Below are 14,868 nucleotides of genomic sequence, written 5' to 3' on the forward strand. Positions count from 1 at the left end.
GAGGAGAAATCCTTCCCTACCCCCTAGAGCAGATGCCCTGCTTGTTCTTGCCTACCAGGTAAGCGGACTACGGCTATGGAGCTTCCATCACATAAGGCAGCCAGTCATCTACATCACCGAAGTCAAGCGTCCTTCCATGTGGGTCGATAAAAAACAGCTTGCCTTGGTAGGTTGCCAGGAAGACATTGCTGCTTGGATAATGTCGATAAATGATACCAGTAAGCGTCAATGTCGGAAAACCCGAAGGCAGCATCTGCGGTGCCAGGGACTCGATCCAGTTGAACAACATGTCCGCCTTTTCTCGATCCGTAAACCGAGCTTCCCGCAATTCGTACCTGTATCGCTCAGTTACATTGATCATGCCAGCGTTAATCCAGACATCTATGTTTACTTCGCGTTTGTTGTCAAAAGTTTCTTGGAGAGTATAAACCGCATTGCCGTTTGGCAACGAATTGTGATTGCAAGCAGTCAAATTAAAAGAGTTTCCAAACCAAATGTATTCTGACATTGCCGGGTTATTTTTATAGGAACAGGCACTAGGAGAGCTTATGTAAGGTTTATGACTTGCAATAGTGTTGCGAAGAGGGGTCGTGCTTACCTGAAGCGAAATGGCTGCATGAGGAACTCCGTTACCAGGAGTAGCGGTGAAATCACGGAAAACTTGCAAATTTACAGGAATAGAAACGAACTGTCCAGGGTAGACTCTTTGAGGTGGGGCACTCCATGTAAACTTTCCAAGCATATCCGGGTTGCTAGGCGCATGGTAACCTCTTAGAGAAACCTCTACGCTTCCAGGTCTAGCACTTACATTGGTTGTTCCAAGAAGAACACCTTGAGGTGCCCAATTCTGCGTATCGGACCAAACAGGTGGACGATTCCAGTTGTAGCCATAGTTCGCATAATTACCAGATGCGTGATATTGTGTTTCTACGAGTTCCCAATACTCACTTGAATACAGATTTGAATTGTGGAATGAAAAAAATAACATGAAAAAAGCAAAAAAAGCAGAGACCAGTAAACATCTTGTTTTCCGCATCATTACTCTCCTCTTTATGTAGGGAATGGTTATGGGCTATAGTATGCTGTAATCGCGTCTGCCGTTTCTCATTTCTGAATGTCATATCCTTGTGCCATAACCTTGGTTAGAAATCGGATAGAACGGGCCTTTCCAGCGGCGCAAAGAGATCGATGTGCTGTTCGACGACGAAGATCATGCGGCCCGGATTGCCGTTCATGAAGGTTTGAGATGCCAAATCGGGAGATAGGACTACCCATGTAGGGGATGCATCTGGAGGGGCTTCGAACAGGGATAGCGTAATGTCGGATTCTACGCTCATTCCACAATCAAACGTAGAAGAACCAGAGAAAAATGCTTCGTTATTGCCGGACTAAAAACGGCCGGTTTCATCATCAGGAAGGAAAGGAGTTGCGGAGGAAACCTTGTCAGCCAGTTGGAAACGAGAGCCCAAGTTCCGTTGCGGCTTCACGGAGACGACGATCAGCAGTCCATAAAACAACATTCCCAAGAATTGCGGAAGCCAAGAGATGAATATCTACATAGCCAAGTCCCCGACCCATGAGCGAGTTTTTTTCGATAAAATAAAGAATTTCGCTGGGCTCAAGAACTGGCGTGGGAGGCAAGGCTCGAAGCAACATTAAAATTTCCGAACGGTTGCCAAAGTTGCCGCAAGCCAATTCTCCGATAATGAAAGGGTGACATGCGACCGATCCGGTATGTAAATGATCAACAAGCTCCAGATCCTTTTTCCTGAAGTGGTGGATCCAAACACTTGTGTCTACAAGGATCATTTCAAGACTCTGACCTTCGGCGTCTCGGCATATCAATCTTTTTCTCCGTCCCGCCGAGTTCAGCCAGACGCCGGCTGCTCTCGAGACTGATCAGGGTCTCGAGACCCTTGCGAACCAGGGTCGTTTTTTCCTTTATTCCCGTCAGCTTGGATGCTTTTTCAATCAGAGCGTCTTCGATGTTCAAAGTCGTTCGCATGATTAGGGACTCCTTTGATATATGCTTCAAGTATGCATTTAATATGTGTCAGAGATGTGTCAAATGCGAGTTGGAATAAGAAGGATTTGGGTTTTGTTCCATCTCCCTTCATAAAATCACAATCCAACGATTCCGGCAGGCCTGTTTCGACTGCGCCACCTCATCATTTAATGAAGCTCTGGATCACCCGAAGAAGGTTTTCACCTCCGCGTCCCGCAAGGTCTTGGCAATCTCACGCATCTTGCGGCTGACGTCCCGGGCTGGTTCGCTGGTCTGGTGGAGGTGCAGGACCTCTTTCTGGACGGCCTTTTCGGCCTGGGTCAGATCGGTCAGAAACCGGCGGTATTCGCCGCTGGTCTTGTATGTCTTCCGGATCAGGGTCGGGAAGGAAGAACCCTGATTTCGCAGAATCCGCAGGTAATGCCCCTTGAGCAGCTCCACTTCGGCGATCTGGGCGTTTCGCAGGCGAAGTTCGCCGGGCGCCGCCTCCGGTCCCATGGCAACAAAGGCGCTTTTGTATCCGGTATCTTTCTTGCCCGTGGTCATCTCCTCCAGGGCTGATTCCATGGCCAGGATTTTGGATCGGAGCACTCCCTTGCTGAAGATCTCCAGATCCGACTTGTACTCCTGGATCTTGCGGTAATGATAGATCAACAGAGGAGGGAACAGGACTCGCCAGATGGTCAGCCTGGGCTTTTCCACCACCTGTTGGGCCAGCTCCCTGGCGAACCGCTGCTCATGATCCCAGATCATCTGGTAGTTTTGCTCGATGCCTGTGGCCATGGGCCTTGTTGCTCCTTTTCAGCTTGTACTATTGAACTGAGGTCCGAGTGCTTGATTTTGCGGCCTCACAAATTTCCCCAATGTCGCAACCGCGCCAGCCATCCTTTCGGGCGGAGGTTCCAGGTCGTTTCCACGCAGGGCAGAAAGACCTCTGCCCCCCATTTCTGCTTGAAGAAGCGGATGGCCGGATTGATGCCCAGGCCGAGGTTCATGCGTGTCTGGCCGCGGTTTTGGCCTTCCTGGAGCAGGGCGTGCAGGAGCAGGTCCGCGGTGCCCGGCGGGGCGAGGTCCGGGTTGCGAAAGGCGAACATGTAGAAGGCCGTGCTCAGGGAAGTGAAGTCTCCCACGGCAAAGCCCGCCAGCGGCTGGATATCAGTCGCCCTGGACGCTTCTTGATCCGACATGCGGGCCGAGACGACCAGAGCGCCCGGGCAGGATTGTACGTACTCCGGAATGCGGCGATAAATGTGGCGGATTCCCGATTCCAGATCACGGGTTTCCAGGTAGCGGTCGATCAGGGCCAGATGGCTTTGGTCCAGGGTTTGGCCTTGATCCAGAACCACCTCCCGCTGGGCCCGGCGCAGCAGGTTGCGCAGCTTTTGGCCCGGAAGCGGCGCGGGAATGGGCAACGACAGGTAGGCGTCATTTTCTTCTTCAGAACTTCGGGAAGCATGATCATGGTCCGCTGATTGCGGCGGGGCCTGTTTTGGTCGCGTGGCCGCAAGCACAGTAATCTTCGGAGCCGGAGCGGATTCCAGGGCCAGATCCACCGAGCGAAGCAGAGCCTGTTCGTCCTGTGGATCGTGCAGGGGATAGCCGATGAGCACCAGGTCGTCAGGGGATTCGTAGCCCAGGCAGGAATCGAACCGGCGCGGCGTGCTGCCGGCCACGGCCCGGACGTAGCAGACAAGCTGTTCCGGAACCACGGCATCCGCGGCAACATGATCCAGACGGTCCGGGCCGATCATCAGATCTTTCGCAGCTTGCGAACCGCAAACCCGGCGTCGGCCAGCATATTTTGCAGATTGAACATGTGCGCCGAGCCCACGAACACGGCGCAGCGGCCCGTTTCGACGCGGGGGAGCATCCGTTCCAGAAACAGCGCGTCGCGACGATCGATGACCAGATCCGTGCGGGAGGGAAATTCGGCGCTGGTGCCCATCATGGCCTCCAGGTCGCCCTTGAGGTAGGCGCGCATGTTCCGGCGGATGAACCCCTTCCAGAGGCCGCACTGGCGAAAGAAACGTACGATGCGGTCCACGGGCACGCTTTCCAGGGTTTCGATCTGTTCGGGGATGGTTTCCATTGCCCGGACTTCCTTGCCCATGTCATGGGCCAGGTGCCAGGCCTCCAGGTCCACGGAGTGGTTCCAGTCGTTGCGGCGCAGGAAGTGGGTCCAGAGCGAGAAAAAGGCGTACCAGTGGCGCTTGTCGGCAAGGTAGTGCCGGATGTCAATGGGGTTGGGATCCTCCGTGCCCAGCAGTCTGGCCCAGAAGCCGCGCGGTCCGTTGACCACCCGCTCCAGTTTGCGCACTTCGTCCTCGGTCATGGCCTCCATCAGTCGGGGAGAGTCCGGGTCCGGGGTCTGACCGATCCGGGCGACGTGGTCCAGGCTCTCCTGGTCCAGGGGGCCTTCAAAAATCACGGTGTCCACTTTTTCATACAACCGGCGCATGGAACTTTCAAAGCTGCAGCAGAAAAAGTGCGCGGTACCGCCGATCCAGGACGTCCTGCCGTTCTTCTCCAGTTCCCAGATCAACCGGTAGGGGCGCTGCGGAGGCAGGCTGTCCCAGTACTGTTCCCTGGTGATCTGGACGTTGGGCATGTGAACGACGGTACGCATCAAATCGTTCAGGTCATCGCGAAAATCCGGTGTTTCGCTCCATTCTGCCATCTCGTAGGGAGTCTTGGCCACGGCGCCCCATTTTTTCTTGAATCGGCGAATGCCCGGATTCACGCCCAGCCCCAGATGCAGGTATTCCTTGTTCCGATCCCGGGCAATGCGGATCATTTCCCGGAACAGCAGGTCCGAGGCGTAGGGCGTATAGTTTTGGCGCGAATGCGCACCCAGCAGGTAGCTCAGGAACTGCTTCGGCGCGAGGTCCAGCAGCAGGCAGGCGGCGAGATTTCCTTGATCGTCCCAGGCATTGAGCAGGAACAGGTCCGGACATTGCGGCAGAACGCTCTCGGTGCGGGCATAGAGTTCGCGCACCGCGGGGGGCAGGGCGACCCGGCCGGTGAACTCGGCCCAGAGGCGGCGATGGGCCGCGGTGAATGCGGTTCCCTGGTCCACGGTTAGCCGGGCCGCGGCCTGGTCGGCCAGGCGGGAGAGTCGTGGCGGAATCGGGCTGTGGGCGGATAGGATGTAATATTGGTCCTGGTTGGTGCGATACAGATCAAGTCGTTCCGGCAGTGCCGGACAGATGGCCCAGCAACTTGTTGCTCCGGTTGCCCGGCGGGCCTCGTGCAAGGCCTGGTCAAATACATCAGCCCCATTTTGAGAATCATTGTGCCGCTGGACCGGGTAACCCACGGCCAGGAGCCAGTCCTCGGCGTGCAGAAAAAGGTAGTCGTTCAGAAGAAAAGGCCGCCCGCCGGATACGGCCTTCATGTAATGGATGGAATGTTCCGGAACGCTGGCCTCGTCCAGTAGTATTTCATATTGTGCAGGGGTCAATTCATTCGGCATGGGCATGAACGGCTTGCACCTCCGCCTTGTAGGTTGCGAATTTGCCTTGGAGTATGGCCTGTGCCGCGCCATGGGTCAATGCCAAAAAATAATGCAGGTTATGGATGGTGTTCAGGCGATAGGCCAACAACTCCCGGGCCGTGTACAGATGGCGGAGGTAGGCCCTGGAAAACCGGGTACAGGCGTAGCAGTCGCAGTTGGGGTCCAATGGTCCGTCGTCCTCCTTGTACTCGGCGCGCTTGATGTTCACCTTGCCCAGGGAGGTGTACAACGTGCCGTTGCGGGCGTTGCGGGTGGGCAGAACGCAATCGAACATGTCGATACCCGCCTCGATGCCGTCCAGGATGTCCATGGGCGTGCCCACGCCCATCAGGTACCGGGGCTTGTCCGGGGGGAGCAGGGGAGCGGTGTGGCGCATAATATCGAGCATCAGGGGTTTTGACTCGCCCACGCTCAGCCCGCCGATGGCATAGCCGTCAAAGGGCAGATCACAGATCTGCCGGGCGCTTTCGCTGCGCAGATCCGGAAAGAATCCGCCCTGAACGATCCCGAAGAGCAGCTGGTTGCCGCTGTATTGAGGATAGGCGGCGCGGCAGCGGGCCGCCCAGCGGGTGGTCAGCCCCAGGGACCGGGCCGTATAATCCTTGTCCGCGCCGTAGGGCACGCATTCGTCCAGGACCATCATGATGTCCGAGCCCAGGTTGCGCTGGATGGAAACCACCTTTTCCGGCGAGAAGAAGTGCTTCGAACCGTCCCTGTGGGAACGGAACTCCACCCCGTCCTCGCTGATCTTGCGCAGCCCCTGCAGGCTGAAAACCTGAAAGCCGCCGCTGTCCGTGAGGATCGGACCGTTCCAGCCGGAAAAGGGGTGCAGTCCGCCCCGGCGGGCGATCATTTCGTCGCCGGGCAGGATGTACAAATGGTAGGTGTTGCCCAGGATGATCTGGGCTTTCAGCTTGGTCAGGTCATCCGGGCTCAAGGCCTTGACGCAGCCCACCGTGCCCACGGGCATGAAGACCGGGGTGCGGATGGTCCCGTGGGCCGTGGTCAGATCAGCGCACCGGGCTGCTCCGTCCGTTGCCAGGATGTGAAAATCACCAGTGTTCGTCATTATAAGCTCAACAAATTTATAGGTTGCATATTGGGTAAGTATTCAGCATAAGCTGCCGTTGCCCAGTTCGACTCGCTGTCGGTATCGGTATCGGTATCGGGATCGGAGGCGAAGCCGTGCGGAGGGAGCCTCAACGTTTTCGAAACCGATACCGATACCGACCCCGATTGCCGGAGGTAGATTACATAACGGTGCTGAGTAGTTACCATATTGGTAACCAAACCAGTGCACCTCCTCGAATCACAATCGAAATCGCAATCGAAATCGCAATCGAAATCGAAATCGGGATCGTAATCTAAATCAAGATCAATCCAATAAAAATCGTAACTATTCAGCAAACTCGTGCAGTTGCCGAGTTTGACACCGGTATCGGGGTCGGTATCGAAGCGAAGCCATGTGTAAGGGCAATACAATGTTTTCGATACCGATTCCGATACCGACCCCGATACCGATTATCGGAGGAAAAACTTATGCTGAGTAGTTACTAAAAATGCAGTAAATACCCCAGCCCCTCCGTGTAAAGGGGAAAGTTATTAACCCCCTGTGTACGAGGACAGCTGCGAGAGTATCGCGTGTATGGCTGGCTCGGAGACGTTCCTAAAAAAACAAGTCATTCCCGCGAAGGCGGGAATCCAGGTCATGCTTGCACAAGTTTTTGGAAGTCTATCCCTTCCAGATTGAGTGAGTAGCTGTAATGATTCGATTTCGATTGCGATTTCGATTTCGATTGCGATTTCGATTTCGATAAACAATGCTCATCACCCATCACCCATCACCCCTTACCCCTTTACCCCACGGCAGTTACGCCGTTCCGCGGACAAAGATCACCCAACACACAACTTGAGCACAGCGGTTTGCGGGCCCGGCAGATTTCGCGGCCGTAGAGGACCAGAAGGTGGTTGATCTCGCCCCATTGTTCTTTTGGAAAAAGCCGCATCATGTTCCGCTCGATGATCACGGGGTTGGTGGAGACGGTCAACCCCAGGCGGAAGGACAGGCGGCGGACGTGGGTGTCCACGGCAATGCCTTCGTGTTTGTGAAACGCGTTGGACAGCACGATGTTCGCGGTCTTGCGGGCCACGCCGGGCAGGGTGAGCAGGTCCGCCATGGTTTCCGGGACCAGTCCGTCGTGTTCATTGATGATTATCCTTGCCGCCGCTATCAGGTTCTTGGCTTTCTGGCGAAAAAAGCCCGTGGAACGGATGACCTGCTCGACTTCGGCGACGGATGCTCCGCTCAACTCAGCAGGCCCGGGCCAGCGTGAGAAAAATTCCGGAGTCACGATGTTCACCCGGGCATCGGTACACTGGGCCGCCAGAACCGTGGCCACCAGCAGTTCCCAGGGGTTGTGCCATTCGAGCATGGTGGCCGGCAGGTGATAGCGGGCATGGAGGCGGTGATAGATCTTGGTGCTGCGTTGTTGAAGAATGTCCTGCATATCAGTAATGACTCAGCTCATCCGAGTAAAAAGCGGACTGGATACCCGCCTTCGCGGGTATGAATGTCACGGAGACGGCATTGAAAAACAAAGTCATTCCCGCGAAGGCGGGAATCCAGGTCATGCTTGCCACAATTTTTTGAAAAACTAACCTCTTCCGTTCTGAAGCTGAGTAGTTACGCATATCAGGTTCCGGATCGTTTCTGGATCACGTTTCCCAGGATGATCAGGACAAGGCCGGCGATGGTCGAAGCCAGGATTTCCTCTCCGACAAAAACGCGGATGAAAATCAGCGAAAGAAACGGTGAAAAGTAGATCAGGTTGCCCACCTGGGCCGTGGTCCGGGAGAGTTTGAGGGCCTTGAGCCAGAAGATGAACGTGATCCCCATTTCGAACACGCCCACATAGGTAGCTCCCAACAGCCCCGGCAGGTTGACGGCCAGGGGATCGGAAACAAGAAAGGTCACCGGAACGATATAGAGACATCCGAATGCGAAGTTCAAGAACAGTCGCAAAACCGGGTCCATGTCGTCCCGGGTGTTGAAGATCCAGTACAAAGCCCAGATCACGGTGCTGCCCAGGGCCAGGCCCGCGCCAAAGGGATCGGCAAAGGACAGGCCCAGGATGTCGCCGCGGGTGCAGATGGTCAGCACGCCCAGGTAGCTGACCCCCATGGCCAGGAAATCCCGGCCGGTAATGCGCTGGCCGAGCAGGGGGATGGAGAGCAGGGCCAGGGTGATGGCCCATGTATAATTCAGGGGCTGGGCTTCCTGGGCGGGGAGGAGATCGTAGGCCTTGAACAGAATCAGGTAGTACAGAAACGGATTGAGCAGCCCCAGGAGGGCTGAGCGCCGCAGATCGGTTTGGGAAATATTGCGCAGAAAACCCAATTTGCCCTGGGCAGCCAGAACAGCGAACAGCGTCAGGGTGGAAACAAGAGTGGAAACGCAGAGCAGTTGAACGTGGTCCACATGGCGCAGGGAAATCTTGAAGGCCGAGGCCACGGTGGACCAAAGCAGGACCGTGGCCAGACCGTATGCATATGCCGTGCGTTGGGTATCCATGGAATTGAAGCGGATTGCAGGGTGAAAAAGGAAATCGTTTAGCGATATTCTTTTCGATGCACAATGGGAGAGTTTTGGGGGCAAATGGGATGCTTGCACTGAAAGCCGGCATGGAATACGTTCGGATCATGCTACCGTATCATCCTCCAGGCTGTTCCTTTCTCGTTCAGAACACTTTCCGGCGAAATTTCCTCCAATCCTCCCCGCTTGACAAATTGATCAAGTAGTAAAGAGCCATGCCGGAAATCAGCCGTCAACTCAATCAGCACATCTCATCCCGGACGGCAGTCGTGTATGCCCTGTTTGCGAGCGTCTGGATTTTTTTCTCTGACGCCCTGCTGGCCATGTTCATTACTGATCCGGACAAAATAAGGTTTTTCCAGACCTATAAAGGGTGGATGTTTGTTGTTGTCACCGCTGTCCTGTTGTACTTCGTGCTGCGAAAGCAGGTTCAGCTTCTGGAGCAGAAATCTCATGAACTGATTCTTCATGAAAGACGTTTCAACGATCTGGTGGAGAACGCCCCTTTTCCCATATTCATTCAGACAAAGGGCAGATTTGCCTACCTGAACAAGGAGGCCCAGCTGCTCTATGGCGTCGAGTCCGCCGAGGCACTGCTCGACGCTTCGGTTCTTGAAGTCGTCCATCCCAGACATTATCAGGAAGTACGGGAAGGAATCCTTCTGGTCAACGAAAGAAAAACCGCCTTTCCAGCGCACGAACAGGTTCACCTCAGTCGTGACGGACGCGAACTGACTGTGGAGGTGAATGCTCTCCCCTTGCGTTTCCAGGAGCAGGACGGAGCCGTGGTTTTTGCCCGGGACGTCACGGACAGAAAAAAAAACGAGCAGGAGTTGCGCAGGAATCTGTCCCTGGTCAATGCCATTCTGGAAAACAGTCCGAACCTGATATCCCTGGTCGACAAACAAGGTCATTTTGTTCTGGTTTCACGAAAGCTTGCGAATACCATCGGCACAGAGCCGGCAATGATCGTCGGAAAGGGCTTTGACCGATTCTACTCTCCAGACGTTGCCACGACCTTCATGCAGCGCATTGCCAAGGTGATCGAAACCAACGGCTCCCTCATGGTTATGGACCAGGTCGGTCCCGATGCGGGCAGGACGTATTACGAAACCTGCCTGTTTCCCGTAGCCCTGAGCGATGACGACATAGAGCTTGTCGGGATCATTTCCATGGATGTGACGGAGCGGGTGCTGGCGCAGAAAAAACTGAAATTCAGGCATGACCTGATGCATTATGTCATCCACCACGATCCCAGCGCGATTGCCGTACATGACCGGGATTTGAGATACATTTACGTCAGTCAGCGGTATCTGGACGATTACGGAATCAAGGAGGATGTGGTCGGCCGGCACCATTACGATATTGTTCCGGAAATACCCGAAAAATGGAAAGATGTTCATCGCAGAGCTTTGCATGGCGAAGTTTTGCAAAATGACAATGACTCGTTTTTACGGTCTGATGGCCACCTGGAACATACCCGGTGGCAGTGCCGTCCGTGGTTTGATTCGGATGGCTCCATCGGCGGGATCGTGCTTTACACGGAAGTGATCACCCATTTGAAACAGGTGGAAACAGAGCTGAGAGAGCTGAATCTGCAACTGGAGCAAAGAGTCCGGGAGCGGACCACCCAGCTCGAGGAGATCAACAGGGAGCTGGAAGCCTTCAGCTACTCCGTATCCCATGACCTGCGGGCGCCGTTGCGCAGCATCGTCGGATTCAGCCAGGCCCTGGTGGAGGATTATCATGACCGGCTTGATGAGACGGGCAGGGATTATCTGGACCGCGTGATCAAGGCCGGCCGGCGCATGGGGCTGCTGATCGACGACCTTTTGAAGCTGTCCCGTGTTTCCAGAGCCGAACTGGCCATGGTCAACGTGGATCTCAGCCTGATGGCTCGAGAAATTCTTGATGCACTTGCCGTGACGGAATCCGAACGGAATGTGGAAACGGTCATTCAGGACGACCTGCTTGTCCATGCCGATCCAGCCCTGATGCGCATAGCCATGGAAAACCTTCTGGACAATGCCTGGAAGTTCACTCGCTATTGTTCCCTGGCCAGAATCGAGTTCGGCCGGCAAATGGTCAACGGCGAAGCTGTTTTTTTTCTCAAGGACAATGGAGCCGGGTTTGACATGGCTTATGCCGAGAAGCTGTTTACCGCTTTCCAGCGGCTTCATTCCCTTGAACGCTTTCCGGGCACAGGAATCGGTCTGGCCACCACTGCCCGGATCATCCGGCGACACAACGGCAAAATCTGGGCCGAAGCCGAGCCGAATCAGGGCGCCACATTCCGGTTCACGCTTCCTCTCCCAATCCACATCGGCGACAATGGCAACGATTCAGCTTATCCGGGCAAAAACGAACAGGACAGCCGCCTGCTCGAGGATGACTGACTCTGAACACGACATTGGAAAAAAGGTCATTCCCGCAAGTAATTCTCAGCATCTTCAGGATAGGACTGGGTGTTCCGGAACGCAGCTGAATAGTTGCCACAATTGTAACTACCCAGCTCATCCAAGAATATTCGGACTGGATACCGGCTTTTGCCGGTATGACTGACTTAAACGACATGAAGTGCTATGTCATTCCGGCGAACGCCGGAATCCAGTGCTGGAGAATCGTCATGTCCCGTATGTGCTGAATAGTTACCCACAATTTTTGATATTCACCCTTTCTGCTTTGCGCCGGCGAGACGGCAACATGTCTTGATAAGGAGATACTGTGTCCAGTAAAATCATTCTCTTGGTGGAGGACAATCCTGACGACATTCTGCTCACCCGGAGGGCGTTGCAGAAGAACAACATCCTGAATGAACTCGTGGTCGCGGAGGACGGGGTGGAGGCCCTGGATTATCTTTTCGGCCGTGGTACGCATGCCGGAAGGGACCTTGGCAACCAACCGCAGGTGATCCTTCTGGACATCAAGATGCCACGCATGGACGGCATCGAAGTGCTCCGGCATATACGTGCCAACGAATCCACGAGATTGCTGCCTGTCGTCATGCTGACCTCCTCCACGGAGGAAAAGGACCGCCTGGAAACATACAGTCTGGGCGCCAACAGCTATATCCGCAAGCCGGTGGATTTTCAGCAGTTCATGGAAGCCGTTCGCCAACTTGGTCTCTACTGGCTTGTCCTGAATGAATCTCCGCCAGTCCAAAGGGAGGGCTGCGCATAATGTCCATTTTGCGTGTATTGATCGTTGAAGACTCCGAGGACGATGCAATGCTGGTGGTCAGGGCTTTGAAGAATGCCGGATTCAGTCCATCGTCCGCCAGAGTCGACACCGCTCAGGCCATGGAGCAGGCCCTGACGGCGGAATCCTGGGATCTGATCATTTCCGACCATGTCATGCCGGAGTTTAACTCGTTTCAGGCTCTTGAGGTCCTGAAACGCAGCGGCCTGGACATTCCATTCATTCTCGTATCCGGAAGCATCGGCGAGGAAACGGCGGTTGAGGCCATGAAGGCAGGTGTCCATGATTTCATCATGAAGGACAAGCTGGCCAGGCTGGTGCCGGCGGTCAGACGAGAACTCAAGGAAGCCGTAAATCGCCGGGAGAAGAAAGCCGCATATGAGGCCCTTGTCGCCGCCAAGCAGGCGGCGGAGGCCGCCAATGAGGCAAAGGACACCTTTCTGGCGAACATGAGCCATGAGATCCGCACTCCACTGAGCGGGATCATGGGGCTGATGCAGCTCATGCAGTCCACGCCCCTCACACCGGACCAGAAACGTTTCGTGGACATGGCGCTGACATCCGCGGACAGATTGACCACCTTGTTGTCCGATATCCTGGATATCAGCAGCCTTGAATCCGGATTGCTGGAGATCCGTCAAGACAAGATGAACCTGCGGGACCTGGGGGACTCGGTCATGGATCTTTTTTCAGCCACCGCGGAGAAAAAGGGCATTGATCTGGAAAGCAGCTACGATCCATCCATCCCAGGCATCCTGATTGGCGATGAAGTCCGGGTCCGGCAGATACTTTTCAACCTGGTGGGAAATGCGCTGAAATTCACCGAGCAAGGTCGGGTGGTCGTGGAAATGTCGCCTGTTGGGTTGAACAAGGAGAATCAGTTGCGCCTGTTGATTTCGGTATCAGACACCGGAATCGGGATGCCCGAGGATCAGCTTGGTGAGATGTTCAAACCGTTTATGCAAAGCGACAGCACCAGCACCCGCAAATACCAGGGCGCGGGACTGGGACTGGCCATTGTCAAGCGGTTGGTGGAATTGATGAACGGGAAGCTTGCGGTGGAGAGTCTTCCTGGCGAGGGAACAACGTTTCATGTCCTCCTGCCGTTCGTTATTCCCGGCGTTGTAAACCCCAAAGCAGCCCAGACATGGAAAACGCAACGAAGTTCAAAGGGATTGAACATTCTTTACGCAGAGGATGATCCCATCAATCAAATGCCGATCAAGTTGCTGTTGGAAAACGCGGGGTATCGCGTCTCGTTGGCCGAGAACGGCCGCAAGGTTCTGGAAATGTTGGCCGGTGAGCACTTCGACTGCATCCTCATGGACGTTCAGATGCCGCTCATGGATGGGATGGAAGCCACGAAAACCATCCGCTCCTCCAGCGTTTTCGGCGAAAAGCAGCATATCCCCATCATCGCTCTTTCGGCCAAAGCCATGCCTGGCGACCGGGAACGGTTCATCAAGGCCGGTATGAACGACTATCTGGCCAAGCCGGTGCGGTTTCAGGATTTGGATCGAATCGTCCGCCAGTATTGCGGAGTGGGTGACAACCCGGCGGGATGACTTTTCGCGCAAGGCGACGGTTAAACCAAAAGGTTTCGCGCCACAACACGACAAAGGCCGCCTTTTCAGGCGGCCTTTGTCGTGTTCAACGGGAGAAAGTTCCTGGAGCCTACTGCTTCCAGCTTTCAAACTGTTCTTGATTCTCCTGAAGAAAGCGCCTGGCATTTTCCAGACGATCGGCGCCGGGTTCCTGGTTCCAGGCCATGACCATCTGCAACTGGTTGGGGCTTTCCCAGGCAAAGTTCTTCAGGAAGTTGTAGACTTCCGGCTTGTCTTCCTGGAGACCCTGGCGCACGATGGTATGGATGCGCTCCTCTCCGCCCAGGATTTCCTTGGGATCCTCCAGGTACTTCAGATCCCAGACGCCGAACTTCCAGTGCGGGGACCAGCCGGTGACCACGACCCATTCATTGCGGTCCACGGCATTGCTCAAGGCGGCCGTCATGGTGGCGTCACTGCCCTCAACCAATGTGAATCTGGTCAGACCATATTCTTCGACCGCTTCCTCGGAAAGACGCATCAGCCCCGCGCCGGGATCAATGCCGATAATCCGGCGGTTGAACCGGTCCGCGTGGTCGTTCATCTCGGCAATGGAATCAATGGTTACAAAAGAGGGGACGACCCAGCCCAGTTTGGCGCCGCCGACAATGGGACCCAGGTCTTCGACATTGTTCTTGACCCGCTCGTAATAGTCGGCGTGGGTGACGGGCAGCCAGGCCGTGACCATGCCGTCCACATTGCCGGTGCCCACGGCCTGCCACATGGCCGCGGCGGCAACGGGCAAAATTTCCACGTCATACCCCATTTCTTCCAGGCCTGCCTGGACCACATGGGTGCTGGCCGCAGCGCAGTCCCATTCCACATAAGCGATGCGCACGGACTTGTCCTGGGCTGAAACGCTGCCTGCCGTCAGGACGAGACAGGCCACGATGGCCACGAGCAGTTGCAACATTTTTCCTTGATTCATGCTTCTACCTCCTTGAGGGTACGATGA

Annotated in this window: 14 protein-coding genes; 3 read left to right on the top strand and 11 right to left on the bottom strand. The window is 55.2% G+C overall.

Annotated features, from left to right (window positions below; all coding sequences use genetic code 11):
• Window positions 1–73: 73 nt before the first annotated feature.
• From ACYQ15_RS20520 to ACYQ15_RS20565, 10 genes are all read right to left on the bottom strand, one after another.
• The gene (locus tag ACYQ15_RS20520) at window positions 74–1,039 is read right to left on the bottom strand and encodes a hypothetical protein (protein WP_459939330.1); all 966 of its coding nucleotides are present in this window, start codon (window positions 1,037–1,039) and stop codon (window positions 74–76) included.
• A 103-nt stretch (window positions 1,040–1,142) separates the two neighbouring features.
• Window positions 1,143–1,337: a hypothetical protein gene (locus ACYQ15_RS20525; protein ID WP_459939331.1), complete on the bottom strand. Its 195-nt coding sequence runs from the start codon at window positions 1,335–1,337 to the stop codon at window positions 1,143–1,145.
• 106 nt (window positions 1,338–1,443) lie between these two features.
• Complete coding sequence (locus ACYQ15_RS20530; protein WP_459939332.1) at window positions 1,444–1,809, bottom strand: type II toxin-antitoxin system VapC family toxin; 366 nt, start codon at window positions 1,807–1,809, stop codon at window positions 1,444–1,446.
• A gap of 1 nt (window position 1,810) precedes the next feature.
• Window positions 1,811–2,005: a type II toxin-antitoxin system VapB family antitoxin gene (locus ACYQ15_RS20535; RefSeq protein ID WP_459939333.1), complete on the bottom strand. Its 195-nt coding sequence runs from the start codon at window positions 2,003–2,005 to the stop codon at window positions 1,811–1,813.
• Window positions 2,006–2,188: 183 nt separating this feature from the next.
• Window positions 2,189–2,788, bottom strand: a complete 600-nt coding sequence (locus tag ACYQ15_RS20540; protein WP_459939334.1) for an NF038143 family protein — start codon at window positions 2,786–2,788, stop codon at window positions 2,189–2,191.
• Window positions 2,789–2,853: 65 nt separating this feature from the next.
• The gene (locus tag ACYQ15_RS20545; protein WP_459939335.1) at window positions 2,854–3,756 is read right to left on the bottom strand and encodes a translation initiation factor IF-2; all 903 of its coding nucleotides are present in this window, start codon (window positions 3,754–3,756) and stop codon (window positions 2,854–2,856) included.
• Complete coding sequence (locus tag ACYQ15_RS20550; RefSeq protein WP_459939336.1) at window positions 3,756–5,483, bottom strand: TraB/GumN family protein; 1,728 nt, start codon at window positions 5,481–5,483, stop codon at window positions 3,756–3,758. The genes ACYQ15_RS20545 and ACYQ15_RS20550 overlap by 1 nt, the downstream gene beginning before the upstream one ends.
• On the bottom strand, window positions 5,467–6,588 hold the full coding sequence (tgt, locus tag ACYQ15_RS20555) for a tRNA guanosine(34) transglycosylase Tgt (RefSeq protein ID WP_459939337.1): 1,122 nt from the start codon (window positions 6,586–6,588) through the stop codon (window positions 5,467–5,469). Before tgt ends, ACYQ15_RS20550 begins: the two co-directional genes overlap by 17 nt.
• Before the next feature lie 787 nt (window positions 6,589–7,375).
• Window positions 7,376–8,026, bottom strand: a complete 651-nt coding sequence (gene nth, locus ACYQ15_RS20560; protein WP_459939338.1) for an endonuclease III — start codon at window positions 8,024–8,026, stop codon at window positions 7,376–7,378.
• Window positions 8,027–8,211: 185 nt separating this feature from the next.
• Window positions 8,212–9,090 (bottom strand): DMT family transporter, encoded by an 879-nt coding sequence (locus ACYQ15_RS20565; RefSeq protein WP_459939339.1) that lies wholly within the window; start codon window positions 9,088–9,090, stop codon window positions 8,212–8,214.
• A gap of 236 nt (window positions 9,091–9,326) precedes the next feature.
• Between ACYQ15_RS20565 and ACYQ15_RS20570 the strand changes: the two genes are divergently transcribed.
• The 3 genes from ACYQ15_RS20570 to ACYQ15_RS20580 all read left to right on the top strand — a co-directional run bounded on the left by ACYQ15_RS20570 (window position 9,327) and on the right by ACYQ15_RS20580 (window position 13,874).
• Complete coding sequence (locus ACYQ15_RS20570) at window positions 9,327–11,507, top strand: PAS domain-containing protein (protein WP_459939340.1); 2,181 nt, start codon at window positions 9,327–9,329, stop codon at window positions 11,505–11,507.
• Between the two features lie 328 nt (window positions 11,508–11,835).
• Window positions 11,836–12,291, top strand: a complete 456-nt coding sequence (locus ACYQ15_RS20575; RefSeq protein WP_459939341.1) for a response regulator — start codon at window positions 11,836–11,838, stop codon at window positions 12,289–12,291.
• Window positions 12,291–13,874, top strand: coding sequence for a response regulator (locus ACYQ15_RS20580; protein WP_459939342.1), 1,584 nt, complete (start codon window positions 12,291–12,293; stop codon window positions 13,872–13,874). The genes ACYQ15_RS20575 and ACYQ15_RS20580 overlap by 1 nt, the downstream gene beginning before the upstream one ends.
• A gap of 109 nt (window positions 13,875–13,983) precedes the next feature.
• Here ACYQ15_RS20580 and ACYQ15_RS20585 read toward each other — a convergent pair whose 3' ends face one another.
• A complete protein-coding gene (locus tag ACYQ15_RS20585) occupies window positions 13,984–14,841 on the bottom strand; it encodes a glycine betaine ABC transporter substrate-binding protein (RefSeq protein WP_459939343.1) in 858 nt (285 codons plus the stop codon).
• Between the last annotated feature and the right edge of the window lie 27 nt (window positions 14,842–14,868).

It is taken from the genome of Desulfonatronum parangueonense (genome assembly GCF_054656975.1).

Coding starts and splice junctions, on each gene's coding strand:
- ACYQ15_RS20565 (WP_459939339.1), bottom strand. CDS start 9,090: ATGGATACCCAACGCACGGCATATGCATACGGTCTGGCCACGGTCCTG.
- tgt (WP_459939337.1), bottom strand. CDS start 6,588: ATGACGAACACTGGTGATTTTCACATCCTGGCAACGGACGGAGCAGCC.
- ACYQ15_RS20580 (WP_459939342.1), top strand. CDS start 12,291: ATGTCCATTTTGCGTGTATTGATCGTTGAAGACTCCGAGGACGATGCA.
- ACYQ15_RS20535 (WP_459939333.1), bottom strand. CDS start 2,005: ATGCGAACGACTTTGAACATCGAAGACGCTCTGATTGAAAAAGCATCC.
- ACYQ15_RS20540 (WP_459939334.1), bottom strand. CDS start 2,788: ATGGCCACAGGCATCGAGCAAAACTACCAGATGATCTGGGATCATGAG.
- ACYQ15_RS20545 (WP_459939335.1), bottom strand. CDS start 3,756: ATGATCGGCCCGGACCGTCTGGATCATGTTGCCGCGGATGCCGTGGTT.
- ACYQ15_RS20550 (WP_459939336.1), bottom strand. CDS start 5,483: ATGCCCATGCCGAATGAATTGACCCCTGCACAATATGAAATACTACTG.
- nth (WP_459939338.1), bottom strand. CDS start 8,026: ATGCAGGACATTCTTCAACAACGCAGCACCAAGATCTATCACCGCCTC.
- ACYQ15_RS20520 (WP_459939330.1), bottom strand. CDS start 1,039: ATGATGCGGAAAACAAGATGTTTACTGGTCTCTGCTTTTTTTGCTTTT.
- ACYQ15_RS20585 (WP_459939343.1), bottom strand. CDS start 14,841: ATGAATCAAGGAAAAATGTTGCAACTGCTCGTGGCCATCGTGGCCTGT.
- ACYQ15_RS20530 (WP_459939332.1), bottom strand. CDS start 1,809: ATGATCCTTGTAGACACAAGTGTTTGGATCCACCACTTCAGGAAAAAG.
- ACYQ15_RS20570 (WP_459939340.1), top strand. CDS start 9,327: ATGCCGGAAATCAGCCGTCAACTCAATCAGCACATCTCATCCCGGACG.
- ACYQ15_RS20525 (WP_459939331.1), bottom strand. CDS start 1,337: ATGAGCGTAGAATCCGACATTACGCTATCCCTGTTCGAAGCCCCTCCA.